This window comes from Sulfitobacter sp. THAF37 (assembly GCF_009363555.1).
Lineage (GTDB): Bacteria > Pseudomonadota > Alphaproteobacteria > Rhodobacterales > Rhodobacteraceae > Sulfitobacter.
Window position 1 is genome coordinate 390,548 of record NZ_CP045372.1, and the last position, 13,631, is coordinate 404,178.

16 protein-coding genes are annotated in these 13,631 nt (G+C 64.3%); 3 read left to right on the top strand and 13 right to left on the bottom strand.

Annotated features, from left to right (window positions below; translation table 11 throughout):
* Window positions 1-41 precede the first annotated feature (41 nt).
* Both FIU94_RS01965 and FIU94_RS01970 read left to right on the top strand, forming a co-directional pair.
* Window positions 42-1,949, top strand: a complete 1,908-nt coding sequence (locus FIU94_RS01965) for an OmpA family protein (RefSeq protein ID WP_152464185.1) — start codon at window positions 42-44, stop codon at window positions 1,947-1,949.
* Window positions 1,936-2,262, top strand: a complete 327-nt coding sequence (locus FIU94_RS01970) for a hypothetical protein (RefSeq protein WP_071970344.1) — start codon at window positions 1,936-1,938, stop codon at window positions 2,260-2,262. The genes FIU94_RS01965 and FIU94_RS01970 overlap by 14 nt, the downstream gene beginning before the upstream one ends.
* A gap of 22 nt (window positions 2,263-2,284) precedes the next feature.
* Here FIU94_RS01970 and FIU94_RS01975 read toward each other — a convergent pair whose 3' ends face one another.
* From FIU94_RS01975 to FIU94_RS02025, 12 genes are all read right to left on the bottom strand, one after another.
* Complete coding sequence (locus tag FIU94_RS01975; RefSeq protein WP_152464186.1) at window positions 2,285-2,731, bottom strand: universal stress protein; 447 nt, start codon at window positions 2,729-2,731, stop codon at window positions 2,285-2,287.
* A gap of 87 nt (window positions 2,732-2,818) precedes the next feature.
* On the bottom strand, window positions 2,819-3,265 hold the full coding sequence (locus tag FIU94_RS01980) for a molybdenum cofactor biosynthesis protein MoaE (RefSeq protein ID WP_152464187.1): 447 nt from the start codon (window positions 3,263-3,265) through the stop codon (window positions 2,819-2,821).
* A 3-nt stretch (window positions 3,266-3,268) separates the two neighbouring features.
* Window positions 3,269-3,514, bottom strand: coding sequence for a molybdopterin converting factor subunit 1 (moaD, locus tag FIU94_RS01985; RefSeq protein ID WP_152464188.1), 246 nt, complete (start codon window positions 3,512-3,514; stop codon window positions 3,269-3,271).
* A complete protein-coding gene (gene pgsA / locus FIU94_RS01990; protein ID WP_152464189.1) occupies window positions 3,511-4,179 on the bottom strand; it encodes a CDP-diacylglycerol--glycerol-3-phosphate 3-phosphatidyltransferase in 669 nt (222 codons plus the stop codon). Before pgsA ends, moaD begins: the two co-directional genes overlap by 4 nt.
* Window positions 4,180-4,320: 141 nt before the next feature.
* Window positions 4,321-6,186 (bottom strand): excinuclease ABC subunit UvrC, encoded by a 1,866-nt coding sequence (gene uvrC / locus FIU94_RS01995; protein WP_152464190.1) that lies wholly within the window; start codon window positions 6,184-6,186, stop codon window positions 4,321-4,323.
* 286 nt (window positions 6,187-6,472) lie between these two features.
* A complete protein-coding gene (locus FIU94_RS02000) occupies window positions 6,473-7,252 on the bottom strand; it encodes an SDR family oxidoreductase (protein ID WP_152464191.1) in 780 nt (259 codons plus the stop codon).
* Between the two features lie 10 nt (window positions 7,253-7,262).
* Entirely contained in the window at window positions 7,263-8,210 is a 948-nt protein-coding gene (locus FIU94_RS02005; protein WP_152466918.1) for a calcium/sodium antiporter, read from the bottom strand.
* A gap of 5 nt (window positions 8,211-8,215) precedes the next feature.
* A complete protein-coding gene (locus FIU94_RS20820) occupies window positions 8,216-8,380 on the bottom strand; it encodes a hypothetical protein (RefSeq protein ID WP_172975829.1) in 165 nt (54 codons plus the stop codon).
* Entirely contained in the window at window positions 8,380-9,177 is a 798-nt protein-coding gene (locus FIU94_RS02010; protein ID WP_152464192.1) for a S49 family peptidase, read from the bottom strand. The genes FIU94_RS20820 and FIU94_RS02010 overlap by 1 nt, the downstream gene beginning before the upstream one ends.
* A 49-nt stretch (window positions 9,178-9,226) precedes the next feature.
* Entirely contained in the window at window positions 9,227-9,988 is a 762-nt protein-coding gene (locus FIU94_RS02015; protein WP_152464193.1) for an ABC transporter permease, read from the bottom strand.
* A complete protein-coding gene (locus tag FIU94_RS02020) occupies window positions 9,985-10,914 on the bottom strand; it encodes an ABC transporter ATP-binding protein (protein ID WP_152464194.1) in 930 nt (309 codons plus the stop codon). The genes FIU94_RS02015 and FIU94_RS02020 overlap by 4 nt, the downstream gene beginning before the upstream one ends.
* A 61-nt stretch (window positions 10,915-10,975) precedes the next feature.
* A complete protein-coding gene (locus tag FIU94_RS02025) occupies window positions 10,976-11,491 on the bottom strand; it encodes a CoxG family protein (RefSeq protein ID WP_152464195.1) in 516 nt (171 codons plus the stop codon).
* 102 nt (window positions 11,492-11,593) lie between these two features.
* Here FIU94_RS02025 and FIU94_RS02030 point away from each other — a divergent pair, with 102 nt between their 5' ends.
* A complete protein-coding gene (locus FIU94_RS02030; protein ID WP_152464196.1) occupies window positions 11,594-12,574 on the top strand; it encodes a DMT family transporter in 981 nt (326 codons plus the stop codon).
* A 50-nt stretch (window positions 12,575-12,624) separates the two neighbouring features.
* On the opposite strand, the gene FIU94_RS02035 is transcribed toward FIU94_RS02030, so the two are convergent.
* Window positions 12,625-13,596, bottom strand: a complete 972-nt coding sequence (locus tag FIU94_RS02035) for an NADPH:quinone oxidoreductase family protein (protein ID WP_152464197.1) — start codon at window positions 13,594-13,596, stop codon at window positions 12,625-12,627.
* Window positions 13,597-13,631 lie beyond the last annotated feature (35 nt).

Consider the following 13,631-nt stretch of genomic DNA (forward strand, 5'->3'; position numbering starts at 1 on the left):
GCGTATCAAGACGGCAGCGTTCACGATCACGAAGAAGAACCATGCGCCTGTCTGCCGTCCTGATCATCACAATGACCTTCGTCGCCGCCGCCGTGGTCGCCCTCGTGGCCGCGAATTTCTCGGTCAAGCTGATCGAGGAAACGTCGGAAATCGGAGTTCGGGACGCGCTGGACGACCAGGGCATGACATGGGCGGAGGTGCAGGCGAACGGGCTTCAGGTCACACTGTCCGGCATGGCACCGACCGAGGCGGTCCGCTTTCGCGCCCTGAGCGCGGCAGGCTCCGTCGTCGACGCCGCCCGCGTGATCGACGACATGAAGGTCGAGGCCCAGGCCGCCATGGCCCCGCCGCGCTTCTCTGCCGAGGTACTGCGCAACGACAGCGGCATCTCCATCATCGGTCTGATCCCGACCTCCACCGACCGCGAAGCGGCGATCGCCCGGTTCACGAAACTGTCCGGCGGCAGCGAGGTCGCCGACCTGCTGGAGCAGGCCGACTATCCCGCCCCGCCCGGCTGGGAAGACGCCCTGAGCTTTGCGATCAACGCCATTGCGGAACTGCCCCGCGCGAAAGCGTCGATCGAGGCGGGGCGCGTCTACATCACCGCCATGGCCGACAGCCCGGAAGCCAAGGCCGAGATGGAAACCAGGCTCAAGCGCGCCGCGCCGCCCGCGTTGAAACTGACGCTCGACATTTCGGCCCCCCGCCCGGTCATCACCCCCTTCACGATGCGCTTCGAAGTCGACGCCGACGGCGCCCGCTTCGACGCCTGTGCCGCCGATACCGACGCCGCGCGGGCCCGTATCCTGGCCGCGGGCGAACGCGCGGGCGCTCCGGCGAACAGCCGCTGCACCGTGGGCCTTGGCGTGCCCAGTCCGAACTGGTCCGAAGCGGTGCTGCAAGGCATCGACGCCGTCCGCCGGCTGGAGGGCGGATCGGTCACGCTGGCCGATGCGGACATGACGCTGATCGCACAACCCGGAATCGACCAGGACCTGTTCGACACCGTGGTCGGCGAACTGGAGACCTCCCTGCCCGAGGTCTTTGCCCTGTCTGCGAAACTGCCCGAGGTCGAGGACCCCAACGCAGGCCCGCCGGAGTTCCTCGCCACCCTCAGCCCGGAGGGCCAGGTGCAGCTGCGGGGCCGTGTCACCGATGCCGCCCTGCGCGAACTGGCCGACAGCTATGCCAAGGCGCGCTTCGGATCCGAGAAGGTGTACATGGCCGCCCGCATCGACGAAGACCTGCCCGACAGCTGGGCGCCGCGCGTCCTGACCGGGCTGGAGGCGCTGGCGGCCCTGTCCAACGGCGCCATCACCGTGACCCCCGATACCCTGTCCGTCACCGGCAACACCGGCAACCCCGATGCCAGCACCGAAATCGCCTCCCTGCTGTCCGACAAGCTGGGCGAAGGCGCGGAATACGACATCGACGTGAACTACCAGGAAAAGCTGGACCCGGTGCTTGGCCTGCCGACCCCTGACGAATGCGAGGCCGAGATCGCCGAGGTGGTCAGCGTGTCCAAGATCAATTTCGAACCGGGCAGCGCCACCATCGACGCCAGTGCACTGGGCACCATGGACGACATCGCCGAGATCCTGAAACGCTGCGGCGACCTGCCACTGGAAATCCAGGGCTATACAGACAGCCAGGGCCGCGAATCGATGAACCTGGCCCTGTCCCAGTCGCGTGCTGAATCGGTGCTGAACGAATTGCGCGCACGCCGGGTGCTGACCGGCTCTTTCACCGCCAAAGGCTACGGCGAGGAAAACCCCGTCGCCGACAACAAGACCGAAGCGGGACGCGAGGCCAACCGCCGCATCGAATTTCGCCTGATGCGCCCCGATACGGTCGAGCTTCCCGGGCAAACAACGCTGGAATCCCTGGCCCAATCGGGCGATACAGAGGTGGATCAAGTCGAAGAAGGCCCCACCGATGAGCAGAACTGAATTCGTCCTCGCCACCGCGATCATCCTGTTCGTGGCGTTCTGCCTGGGGTGGTTCGCGAACTGGCTGCTGCACCGGTTCACCCGCGTCGCGGCGGGCGATGTGGCGCAGCTCGACAAGATGAGCCAGGAACTGCACGAGGCCGAAGAGACGCGCGATCAGGCGATCACCTACCTGCAGCAGCGTGAGGCCGAACTGACAAACCAGCTGGCCCAGACCGAGGCGGAACTGCGCGCGGCCATGGACGGGCTGCGCGACGCCCGGCACGAAGCCGAGGAAATGCGCGCCTACATCGACCGGCAGCAGGCCGGCTGACCGGCCACCGGTCGCCGCTGCGTCAGGCCACCGTCATCACGGCACATTCCGCGCTTTTGCTGATCTCTTGCGAGGTCGATCCCAGAAACAGCCCCTTCACCGCCCCCAGGCCCCTACGGCCGGTCACGATAAGATCCGCCTTGGCCGCCTGGGCGCGGGCCAGCACGTTCTCTGCCGGAATGCCGTGGCCGATGTGGACCTCCACATCGGGCATACCGGCCTCCGCCGCGATGCTCCGCGCGCGTTCCGCAACCTTCAGCGCCGCTTCGCGCAGCATCTCGTCGTGGGCCGCCGTCGGTCCCACGTAGAAACCCGAAATCGCCTCGGCGGCGAATGTCACGGTCTCTTCCAGCGGCGTATGGCAGATTTCAAGCCGCGCGTCGAATTTCAGCGCCAGCGCGCAGCCCATCTTCAGGGCGCGTTCCGCCGCCTCGGACCCGTCGAAACCGACAACTATGGACGTGATCATCTTGAATCCTCCTGTTTGTTCGCCAGCATCATAGCACGGCCATGCCGCGCAACCTTGATATGGGTCAAACCGCAGGGTGTCAGGGTGTCAGGTCCAACGGTCCAGCGCCGCCTCGTCCTCATCCTTTGCCGCGACCCAGTCGCCGCCCTGCGCCGTCACTTCGCGCTTCCAGAACGGCGCGCGGGACTTGAGGTAGTCCATCAGGAATTCCGCCGCCGCGAAGGCATCCCTGCGGTGCGGGGCGGCAGTCGCGACCATCATGATCATCTCACCGGGTTTCAACGCGCCGAACCGGTGGATCACCAGCGCATCGCCCAGATTGAACCGCGTCACCGCCTGCTGCGCCATATCGCGCAGCGCGGTTTCGGTCATGCCGGGGTAATGCTCGATCTCCATCACCTCCAACGGGTCGCCCGGCAGGTCGCGGACCACCCCGGTAAAGGTGACGATCGCCCCCATATCGGCCCGGCCTGCGGAAAAATCCGCAACCTCACGGCCCAGATCGAAAGGGTCGGACTGTACCGATACACGCATCCTTCAGCCTCCGGTCATCGGCGGAAAGAACGCAACCTCGCGCACCCCCTCCAGCGGCGCATCGAAATCCGCAAGCTCCTGATCGACCGCGACGCGCAGCGCCGACAGGTCCTCAAAGGCGGCGGCATAACGCGCCTCGCGGGCCCGCAATTCGGCCACCAGTTCGTTCACGGTCCGCGCGCCCGTCTCCACCTTCTCTCGCGGCAGGCCGATCCGTTCGCGTACCCAGGCGAAATACAACACGTTCATGACTTGCTCTCCTTGAGATGCGGCATCGCCTTGGCCAGATAGTCCGCCCCCGTAATCGCCGTCAGCGCCGCGGCGACCCACAGCAGCACCAACCCGATACGCCCCGCCCATTCCATGCCGGCCAGCTTCCACCAAAGGCCCAGCTCGTCCTCGACCTCGCCGTTCAGGATGGCCGAAATCAAATTCTCGTCCATGCCAAAGACAGACATGCCGAGATAATGCTCAAAGACACCCTGGCTGAACAGCACCGCGATGGCGATCATCTGCAAGGTGGTCTTCCACTTGGCCAGTTTCGTCACCTTCAGCGTGCCCGCCACGTCGCCCAGGAACTCCCGCAGGCCCGACACAAAGACCTCTCGGAACAGGATGACCGTGGCCGGCAACACCAGCCACGGCGACCAGCTGGAGAAGCCGATGATCACCATCAGCGCGATCACCACCATCGCCTTGTCCGCGATCGGGTCCAGCATGGTGCCCAGCTTGGTCTCCTGCTTCCAGGCGCGGGCAAGATAGCCATCGAACCAGTCCGTGACCGCGGCGGAAACGAACAGCAACAGCGCGAACCAATCGGCATAGGGCCGGGTGAAATACAGGAACATCACCGCGACACCCGGCGCGGCCACCAGACGCAACAACGTCAGAACATTGGGCAGATTCCACTTCATGGTCGCACCCTAACCCGCCCGAGAATGGCGCGAAAGCACCAACCGCGCATCTCTGGTCGCGCCTGAACACTCCCGAGTGGACCGGGCGACAGCGCCCCCGGCATCGCAGAAACTCGCGTGCGGCGCGGCCGCACCTTCGGATCAGCCCCGGTCATGGAAAAAGGCATAGATCGTCTCGGCCAACGCGCCAGACACGCCGTCGACCGCCTTGAGATCGCTCAGGTTCGCGCGCCCCACCGCCTTGGCCGAGCCGAAGTGCGCCAACAGCGCCCGCTTGCGCGCGGCCCCCACGCCCGGCACATCGTCCAGCGGCGTGGCCCCGACCGATTTCGCGCGTTTCGCGCGGTGCGTGCCGATGGCGAAACGGTGCGCCTCGTCGCGCAGCCGCTGCACGAAATAGAGCACCGGATCATTGTGGCGCAGGGCCATCGGGCGCTTGCCGACACGGTGAAACTCCTCCTTGCCGGCGTCGCGGTCCACGCCCTTGGCAACCCCCACCATCGGGATATCCTCGACCCCGTATTCGCGCATGATCGACGCCACCGCCGACACCTGCCCGGCGCCGCCGTCAATCAGCAACAGCTCCGGCCACTGGCCGTCCTGGCGTTCCGGGTCTTCCTTGATCAGCCGTTTGAAGCGCCGCCGCAGCACCTCCTTCATCATGCCGAAATCGTCGCCGGGGGTCAGCTCTTCGCCACGGATGTTGAACTTGCGGTACTGGTTCTTCATCATCCCTTCCGGCCCCGCCACGATCATCGCGCCCACCGCATGCGCGCCCTGAATGTGGGAGTTGTCGTAAACCTCGATCCGCTGCGGCGGCCCCGGCAGCTCGAAAGCCTCGGCCAGGCCTTCCAGCAGTTTTCCCTGCGTCGCCGACTCGGCCATCTTGCGCGCCAGGCTCTCGCGGGCATTGCGCAGCGCGCCCTCCACCAGTTCCGCCTTTTCGCCGCGCCTGGGCACCAGAAGCTCCACCTTGCGGCCCAGCTTGCCCGACAGCGCATCCGCCATCAGATCGGTGTTTTCGATCTCGTTGCTCAGGATCAGCTGGCGCGGCGGCTCCCGGCTGTCGTAGAACTGGCCGATGAACGCCTCCAGCACCTCGGCCGCGTCCACATCCGCCCCCACGCGCGGATAATAGTCGCGGTTGCCCCAGTTCTGGTTCGCCCGGATAAAGAACACCTGCACGCAGGCCTGACCGCCGTCCATGTGCAGCGCGATGATGTCGGCCTCGGATACCCCTTTGGGGTTGATGCCCTGCGCCGTCTGCACCTGCGTCAACGCCTTGATCCGGTCGCGCAGAGCGGCGGCGCGCTCGAATTCCATCGCCTCGGATGCCTCCGCCATCTCCGAGGCGAGCCGCGCCTGGATATCCGTCGTCTTGCCAGACAGGAACCGCTCCGCGTCCCGCACCGACTGGCGATAGTCCTCGCTGCTGATCTTGCCCACGCAGGGCGCGCTGCACCGCTTGATCTGGTGCTGCAGACAGGGGCGCGTGCGACTGTCGAACATCGAATCCGAACAATCGCGCAGCAGGAACACCCGCTGAAGCTGGTTCAGGGTCCGGTTCACCGCCCCCGCGCTGGCAAAGGGTCCGTAGTAGGCGCCTTTTTCCTTCTTCGCCCCCCGATGCTTCTTGATCTGCGGAAAATCGTGCCCCGTCGTAACAAGGATGTTGGGAAAGCTCTTGTCGTCGCGCAGCAGCACGTTGAACTTGGGCTTGAGCTGCTTGATCAGGTTCTGCTCCAGCAGCAGCGCCTCGGTCTCGGTCCTGGTGGTCAGGAACATCATCGAGGCCGTGTTGGCGATCATCCGCGCGATACGCGGCGAATGGCCCGTGGGCCGCGCATAGCTGCCAACCCGTGCCCGCAGATTGCGCGCCTTGCCGACATAAAGCACCCGGCTTTCCGCATCCAGCATCCGGTAGACGCCTGGCGACGTGTCGATGGTCTTGAGGTAGTTCTGGATCACCTCGTGACCCTGCTGCGGTCTGGCTGATTCGTCCGTCATCGCTGCGATCTGATTCTCCCGTTCGGCTGCAACAGCAGGCAGGCTGTGACAAGGTTGAACATGTCCACTAAGTCTGTGGATAACTCTGCAGATAACTCTGGGCCAAATCGGATTTTCCTTTGAATACAGCCACGTTCGCTATTTTGCTCAAAATTTAGGCGACAATGCAAGCCATTGATTTTTATAAATTTATTTTTGAGCATCCAGCAATCCGTTGAAATCTAAAGACTTTTGAAACCGTTTTGTAACAGCTTTTCGGCGCGGTGCAGAACTTTGGCCCGATGGGCTATTCATCACCGATGATATCGCGGGTCTGCCAGACCAGGTGCTGGCCGCCATCGACGCACAGCAGTTGCCCGGTAATGGCCGGCGCATCGAGGAAATAGCCCAGCGCGGCGGTGATGTCTTCGCGATTCGCGCCGCGTTCCAGTGCGGTGCTGGCGCGTTGCCGGGCAAAGTGCTCTTCGCTCTGACGCGCGCCCTTCAGGGTCGGCCCCGGCCCGATCCCGTTGACACGGATCGCCGGTGCCAGCGCCTGCGCCGTGGTGCGGGTCATCGCCCACAGGCCCATCTTGGCGATGGTATAGGTCATGAACTCCGGCGTCAGCTTGCGCACGCGCTGGTCGATCATGTTCACGATCAGGCCGGTTGCGCGCGGCTCGCCGTTGTCGTCCTCCTCCGCCGCCAGACCCTGCGCTGCCATCGCCTGCGTCAGCACGAAGGGCGCGCGCAGGTTGCTGCCGATGTGCCGGTCCCAGCTGTCGCGGGTCGCAGATGCGACGGTATCGTAGTCAAAGATCGACGCGTTGTTCACCAGGCATGTCACCGGCCCGCCCAGCCCCTCGACCGCGCGGGGCAGCAGGGCTTCGGTCGCGTCGAGATCCAGCAGGTCCGCCTGCAGCGCCACCGCCTTGCGGCCCATCTTTTCGATCTGCGCCACGACTTCTTCCGCGGCCTCTGCCGAACTGGCGTAGTGCACGGCCACGTCATAGCCCCGCTCCGCCAGGTAGAGCGCCATCGCGCGTCCCAGCCGCTTGCCCGCGCCAGTCACCAAAGCCCGCTTCATCACCTTCTCCTCAGATCAGTACGACAAACAGATAGAGCGCATATAGAGCGGAGAGCGCAATTCCCCAAAGCCGCGAGATATCGCGTCCGAGATAGACGAAGGGGATCAGGAGCAGCGACGCCCCCAGCATGACCCACAGGTCAAATCGCAGGAACTCCGGGTCCACCGTGATCGGGCCGACAAGGCTGGCAACGCCGATGATCGCCAGCAGGTTGAACATGTTCGATCCGATCACATTGCCCAGCGCCACGTCTGCCTGGCGGCGCAGCGCGGCCATGACGGTCGTCGCCAGCTCGGGAAGCGACGTGCCCACCGCCACAAGCGTCAGGCCGATCACCGTGTCGCTGACGCCGTAGGCGGCCGCGATGATGGTGGCATTGTCGACCAGGAGGCTCGCGCCCAGCGGCAGACCGATCAGGCCCAGCACCAGGAACAGGCCGATCTGCCACGCGGGCATCTCGGGGTCCGCACCCTCCGGCTCCTCTTCCGCATCGTCGCCGCGGCAGGCGTTGCGGTGGTTACGGGCCTCGCTGAACTGGTCGAACAGCACGTAGCCAAGCCCCCCCAGCAGCACCAGCCCCGCCAGCCAGTCGAACACACCGCGAAACGCCAGCCCGATGAACAGCACCGAGGCCGCGATCATGAAGTTGAAGGTCTTGCGGGTGTTACACTCCGACGTGTGCATCGTCGCCAGCAGCGCCGGTATGCCCAGCACCAGCAGGATGTTCGCGGTGTTCGACCCCACCACGTTGCCCAGCGCGATCCCGGGCGCATCGTCGAGCACCGCCTTGATCGAGATCAGCAGCTCCGGCGCCGATGTGCCGAAGGCCACGATGGTCAGGCTGACGATCAGCGCAGGCACACCCAGCCGCAGCGACAGGTTCACGGCGCCCTTGACCAGCGCATCGCCTGCAAGCAGCAGGATCACCAGCCCAAGGATGGACAGCAGCCACGGCATCAGCATCAGCTACGCTCCCCACAGCCGCAGGGGCCCTTGCCGATGCGGTAGCGCCCGCAGGCCGCACATTTCGTCTGGCGCAGGTGCTTGCCGCCGATCCAGTGCATTTTGCCGAACCAGGCCACGACCCCCATGAAAACGAGGAACAGAAGAACGATCTTGAATACCATTAAAGCCCAAACCGCGCGAAAGCCGCGCGTTCTTCTATGCCCTGCGCCACATCGTTGACCACATGCGCGCCGAACCGCGACAGCAGCCCCTTGCGCAGGCCATAGCGGCGGAACTTCACCTTGTCGCCAAAGCGTTCCTTCATCATCGGGCGCAGGTGGCCGATGCCGTCGATCAGGCCCAGCTCGGTCGCGCGTCTGGCCAACCATATCTCGCCGGTGAACAGGTCGCGGTCGCTGGCCAGCTTGCCCGCGCGGCGGCTTGTCACGTGATCCTTGAAGTTGTCATGGATGTCTTCCAGCAACCCTTTCAGGCGCGCGACATCTTCGGGGTCTTCGGGGCGGAAAGGGTCCAGCATGCTCTTGGACTCGCCCGCGGTATAGACCCGCCGTTCAACCCCGTGCTTGCCGATGAATTCATGCGCCCCGAACGTGGCCGAGATCACGCCGATCGACCCCAGGATCGACGAAGGATCGGCATAGATTTCATCCGCCGCAGCGGCAAGCCAGTAGCCCCCCGACGCCGCCACATCCTCGACAAAGGCGATGACCGGGATCTGCTTTTCCTCGGCCAGCCGGCGGATACGCGCCCCGATCAGCGAGGACTGCACAGGGCTGCCACCCGGCGAATTGACTTCCAGCGCGACAGCCTTGGGCTTGCCCCGGCTGAACGCCTTTTCGATGACCGGCCCCAGGGTCGCGTCGTTCAGAACGCCGCGGCCAGAGGTGCTGATCATGCCGGACAGCCGGATCACCGCAACTGTCGGGCCGGACTTCATAAAAGGCAGGTATTTGCTCATGCCCCCCATGTAGAACGCCGGTGTCCGGCAAACAAGACGGCCCCCCGCTTTATTGACGAATGCGCCAGCCGGTCCGGAAAATCCACCAGATCACGCCCAGGCAGATGGCTGTGAATAACCCGATGGCCAGCAGGCTCGTGACGATCGGCACATCCGCCTGGTCGTAGAATGCCCAGCGGAACCCCGAGATCAGGTAGACCACCGGGTTGAACATGGACACCGTCTGCCAGACCGGCGGCAGCATCGAGATCGAGTAGAAGGAGCCACCCAGGAACACCAGCGGCGTGACGATCAGCAAAGGCACGATCTGCAGCTGTTCGAAATTCCCCGCCCAGATGCCCAGGATGAACCCGAACAGCGAGAAACTGATCGTGGTCAGCAGCATGAAGGCCACCATCGCAAACGGGTGCGATATGCTGAAATCGACAAAGAAGAACGCCGTCAGCATGATGATGAACCCGATGATCAGCGCCTTGGTCGCAGCCGCACCGACATAGCCCATGACGATCTCCAGAAAGCTGATCGGCGCGGACAGGAGTTCAAAGAAGGTCCCGATGAACTTGGGAAAATAGATGCCGAAGGACGCATTGGAGATGGATTGCGTGATCACCGTCAGCATGATCAGCCCCGGCACGATGAACGCGCCGTAGCCCACGCCCTCGACCTCTTCGATGCGGCTGCCGATAGCGGCGCCGAAGACCACGAAGTAGAGCGATGTGGAAATCACAGGGGCGAGAAAGCTCTGCGCGATGGTCCGAAAAAAGCGCGCCATCTCAAACAGGTAGATCGACCGAACAGCCATCCAGTTCATGCCGCGTCCTCCTTGACCAGATTGACAAAGATGTCCTCAAGGCTGGACTGCCGCGTGACCACGTCCCGCAGCACCAGCCCGGCGGCGGAAACATCCGCCAGAAGCTTGGTGATGCCGGTCCGCTCCGCATTGGTATCGTAGGTGTAGATCAGCGCATGGCCGTCCTCGGACAGTTTCAGATCGTCCGAGCGCAGGCTCTGCGGCACCTCGGTCAGCGGTTCGGTCAATTGCACCTCAAGTTCCTTCTGGCCCATCCGGGTCATCAGCTTGGCCTTTTCCTCGACCAGCAACAGCTCGCCATGCGCGATCACGCCGACCCGGTCGGCAATCGCCTCCGCTTCCTCGATGTAGTGGGTGGTCAGGATGATGGTCACGCCATCCTCCTTCAGCTTGCCGACGGTCTGCCACATGTCCTTGCGCAGCTCCACGTCCACACCGGCTGTCGGTTCGTCCAGAAACAGCACGCGCGGGTCATGGGCCAACGCCTTGGCAATCAGAACGCGGCGCTTCATGCCGCCGGACAACTCCCTGATCTGGCTGTTCTTCTTGTCCCAGAGCGACAGCTGGCGCAGGACCTTTTCTATGTTGGTGTCATTCGGCGATTTGCCGAACAGCCCGCGGGAAAACCGCACGGTGTTGATGACCTTCTCGAACGGTTCCAGGTTGATCTCCTGCGGGACCAGTCCGATCATCGCGCGCGCCGCGCGGTAATCGGTCAGAATGTCGTGGCCAGCCACCGTGACCGACCCGCTGGTGGGCATGGTAATGCCGCAGACGGTCGAGATCAGCGTGGTCTTGCCCGCCCCGTTGGGGCCCAGCAGCGCGAGGATCTCGCCCTCCCTGATCCCCAGGTTCACGCCCTTCAGCGCCTCGAACCCACCGTCGTAAGATTTACGAAGGTCGGTGATTTCTACGATATTCGACATGCAAGGCCCTCTTCATCCCGCGCGAAGGTAGTCGGCGGGCGGATAAAGTAAACAGCTTCGTTCAGTCCTTCGACCGTCCGAACCATCCCTTCTTCTTCGGAGCTTCCTCGCCCTCCGCCGCACCGGCCTCTTCGGCGGGGCCTTCCAGCGTCTGCTGAAGGTTGTCAAAGAACTGATCCGCCATCTTCTTGGCAAAGCCATCAATGATCCGGCTGCCCAGCTGCGCGAGCTTGCCACCCACCTTGGCCTCCACGTCGTAGCTCAGTTCGGTGCCGCCGTCCTTTTCGGCCAGCCGCACATCCGCGCCGCCCTTGGCAAAGCCCGCCGCACCGCCCTTGCCCGCACCGTCGATCTTCATGGATTCGCTGGGTACCAGATCGGTGATCGTCACCTGCCCCTTGAAGGTCGCCTTCACCGGGCCGACCTTTTGCACCACCGTCGCCTCATAGCCGTCTTCGACCGATCCCGTCACCTCCGTCGCGCCGGGCACGCAGGCCTTGAGCACCTCGGGGTCCAGCAGGGCCGCGTAAACCTCTGACGGGGGCGCCGCGATCTGGCGGGTGTCTGACATCTGCATTGGGGGTCCTCCGGATTATTCATGGACAGGATAGTCAAACTGCCCGGACATTCCAGCACCAAACGCACTGGACAGGGGCAGCCTGGCTGATAGGTCTTTGGCATGACAGCCCTTCCCCAGAACCGCGCCGGACCGGCCATTGCCTTTGTGGTGGCGGGCATCCTTGCGATTTCAGTGAACGACATGCTGATCAAGCGGCTGTCGGGGGGCTATCCGCTGCACGAACTGGTTTTCGTCCGATCGGCCATCGGCATCCTGTTCAGCCTCGTGCTGGTGCAGATCGAGGGCGGCTGGCGTATCCTCAAGACCGACAGACCGGGCCTGCACCTGCTGCGCGGGGCGCTGGTGGTGATCGCCAACATGACCTTCTTCATCGCGCTCGGGGCGATCCCGCTGGCCGACGCCACGGCGCTCTTCTTTGCCGCGCCGCTGTTCATCACGCTGCTGTCGATCCCGATCCTGGGCGAAAAGGTCGGCCCCCTGCGGCTGGGCGCCGTCACCGTGGGCTTTGTCGGGGTGATCATCATGCAGCGCCCCTGGGCGGGAACCGAGACACTGGCGGTCTCGCGGGTGGTCCTGCTGCTGCCGGTCCTGGCCGCCCTGACCTATGCGCTGAACCAGCTGATGACCCGCAGGCTGGGGGTCAAGAGCAAGGCATCGGCGCTGTCGGTCTACATCCAGACGGTCTTTATCGTGGTGTCGCTGGGTTTCTTCGTGGTGGCCGGCGACGGGCGCTTCGTGGATGAGGGCAGCTCGGCTTCCATGCAGTTCCTGTTGCGCGCCTGGGTCTGGCCTGCGCCGGGCGACGGCTGGGTGTTTATCGGCATGGGATTGAACGCGGCGGTGATCGGCTATTGCCTCAGCGCCGCCTACCGGATGGCCGATGCGGCGACGGTGGCGCCCTTCGAATACCTGGGCCTGCCGCTGGCGGTGTTCTGGGGCTTCGTGATCTTCGGCGACCTGCCCGCCTGGGAGGTCTGGATCGGGATCGTGCTGATCCTCGGCTCGGGGCTGTTCGTCTTCCTGCGCGAACGGCAAAAGGCGCGCACCAGCATCAGCCGCCCCACCACCCGCCGGTATTGAGCGCGCCGGAATTTTCAAAAATTCCGGACCGTTTTCTTCCAAGAAAACGGCTACTCCGCCGCTGACACCTGCACCACCACCTTGCCCGTCGCCTTGCGGGTCCGCAGCAGGTCCAGCGCCTCGTTCGCCTGTTCCAAGGGCAGCACGTTGCTGACGTGCGGCTTGATACTGCCTGCGACATACCAGTCGATGAGGGTGCGGAAACTGTCGGTCAGCACACTAGGTTTGATCCGCGCGTAGCCGCCCCAGTACAAGCCCAGAACCGTCAGGTTCTTGACCAGAAGGATATTCGCCGGGATCTGCGGCACCTCGCCACTGGCAAAGCCAAGCGGCAGCAGCCGTGCCTCGGGGTTGCAGGCCCGCATCGCCGCCTTGAACTGATCGCCACCGATCGGGTCGTAGACCACGTCAGCACCGCCCAGCGCCTTGACCGCCGCGCGGATGTCGTCGGTTTCGGAATCGATCAGGTGATCGGCGCCCAGCTTGCGGCAGATCTCAAGCTTTTCCTTGCCGCGGGCACAGGCGATGACCTCGGCGCCCATCAGCTTGCCCAGTTCCACCGCCGTCAGACCGACCCCCCCGGACGCCCCCAGCACCAGCAGCCGCTCGCCAGGCTTCAGCCCCGCCTTGTAGTCCAGCGCCACGTGGCTGGTGCCATAGGCGATCAGAAAGGCCGCCGCGTCCACCGCGCTCATCTCGTCGGGGATCGGCACACAGACCTCGGCCGGCAGCACCGCATATTCCGACAGCCCGCCGAAGCCGGCATAGGCCGCGATGCGCTGACCCTTCGCCAGCGTCTCCACCCCGTCCCCCAGGCCCTCGACCCGGCCCGCCAGTTCCATGCCAAGGGTAAAGGGCAGCGGCGGCTTTTCCTGGTAGGTCCCCTTGATCATCAGCGTGTCGCCAAAGTTCATGCCGCAGGTCTCGACCTTGACCAGCACCTCGCCCGGTCCGGGCACGGGCAGCTCCAGCTCCTGCAGGCTGAGGGGTTCGTCATAGGCGGTCACTTGCATCGCGCGCATCGGGGCATCCTTTCGATTTGCGGTGTTGTCACCCG

What these genes read in the sequence shown, in the direction of transcription:
- FIU94_RS01965 (WP_152464185.1), top strand. Translation starts at nt 42, where the DNA reads ATGCGCCTGTCTGCCGTCCTGATCATCACAATGACCTTCGTCGCCGCC.
- FIU94_RS01970 (WP_071970344.1), top strand. Translation starts at nt 1,936, where the DNA reads ATGAGCAGAACTGAATTCGTCCTCGCCACCGCGATCATCCTGTTCGTG.
- FIU94_RS01975 (WP_152464186.1), bottom strand. Translation starts at nt 2,731, where the DNA reads ATGATCACGTCCATAGTTGTCGGTTTCGACGGGTCCGAGGCGGCGGAA.
- FIU94_RS01980 (WP_152464187.1), bottom strand. Translation starts at nt 3,265, where the DNA reads ATGCGTGTATCGGTACAGTCCGACCCTTTCGATCTGGGCCGTGAGGTT.
- moaD (WP_152464188.1), bottom strand. Translation starts at nt 3,514, where the DNA reads ATGAACGTGTTGTATTTCGCCTGGGTACGCGAACGGATCGGCCTGCCG.
- pgsA (WP_152464189.1), bottom strand. Translation starts at nt 4,179, where the DNA reads ATGAAGTGGAATCTGCCCAATGTTCTGACGTTGTTGCGTCTGGTGGCC.
- uvrC (WP_152464190.1), bottom strand. Translation starts at nt 6,186, where the DNA reads ATGACGGACGAATCAGCCAGACCGCAGCAGGGTCACGAGGTGATCCAG.
- FIU94_RS02000 (WP_152464191.1), bottom strand. Translation starts at nt 7,252, where the DNA reads ATGAAGCGGGCTTTGGTGACTGGCGCGGGCAAGCGGCTGGGACGCGCG.
- FIU94_RS02005 (WP_152466918.1), bottom strand. Translation starts at nt 8,210, where the DNA reads ATGCCGTGGCTGCTGTCCATCCTTGGGCTGGTGATCCTGCTGCTTGCA.
- FIU94_RS20820 (WP_172975829.1), bottom strand. Translation starts at nt 8,380, where the DNA reads ATGGTATTCAAGATCGTTCTTCTGTTCCTCGTTTTCATGGGGGTCGTG.
- FIU94_RS02010 (WP_152464192.1), bottom strand. Translation starts at nt 9,177, where the DNA reads ATGAGCAAATACCTGCCTTTTATGAAGTCCGGCCCGACAGTTGCGGTG.
- FIU94_RS02015 (WP_152464193.1), bottom strand. Translation starts at nt 9,988, where the DNA reads ATGAACTGGATGGCTGTTCGGTCGATCTACCTGTTTGAGATGGCGCGC.
- FIU94_RS02020 (WP_152464194.1), bottom strand. Translation starts at nt 10,914, where the DNA reads ATGTCGAATATCGTAGAAATCACCGACCTTCGTAAATCTTACGACGGT.
- FIU94_RS02025 (WP_152464195.1), bottom strand. Translation starts at nt 11,491, where the DNA reads ATGCAGATGTCAGACACCCGCCAGATCGCGGCGCCCCCGTCAGAGGTT.
- FIU94_RS02030 (WP_152464196.1), top strand. Translation starts at nt 11,594, where the DNA reads ATGACAGCCCTTCCCCAGAACCGCGCCGGACCGGCCATTGCCTTTGTG.
- FIU94_RS02035 (WP_152464197.1), bottom strand. Translation starts at nt 13,596, where the DNA reads ATGCGCGCGATGCAAGTGACCGCCTATGACGAACCCCTCAGCCTGCAG.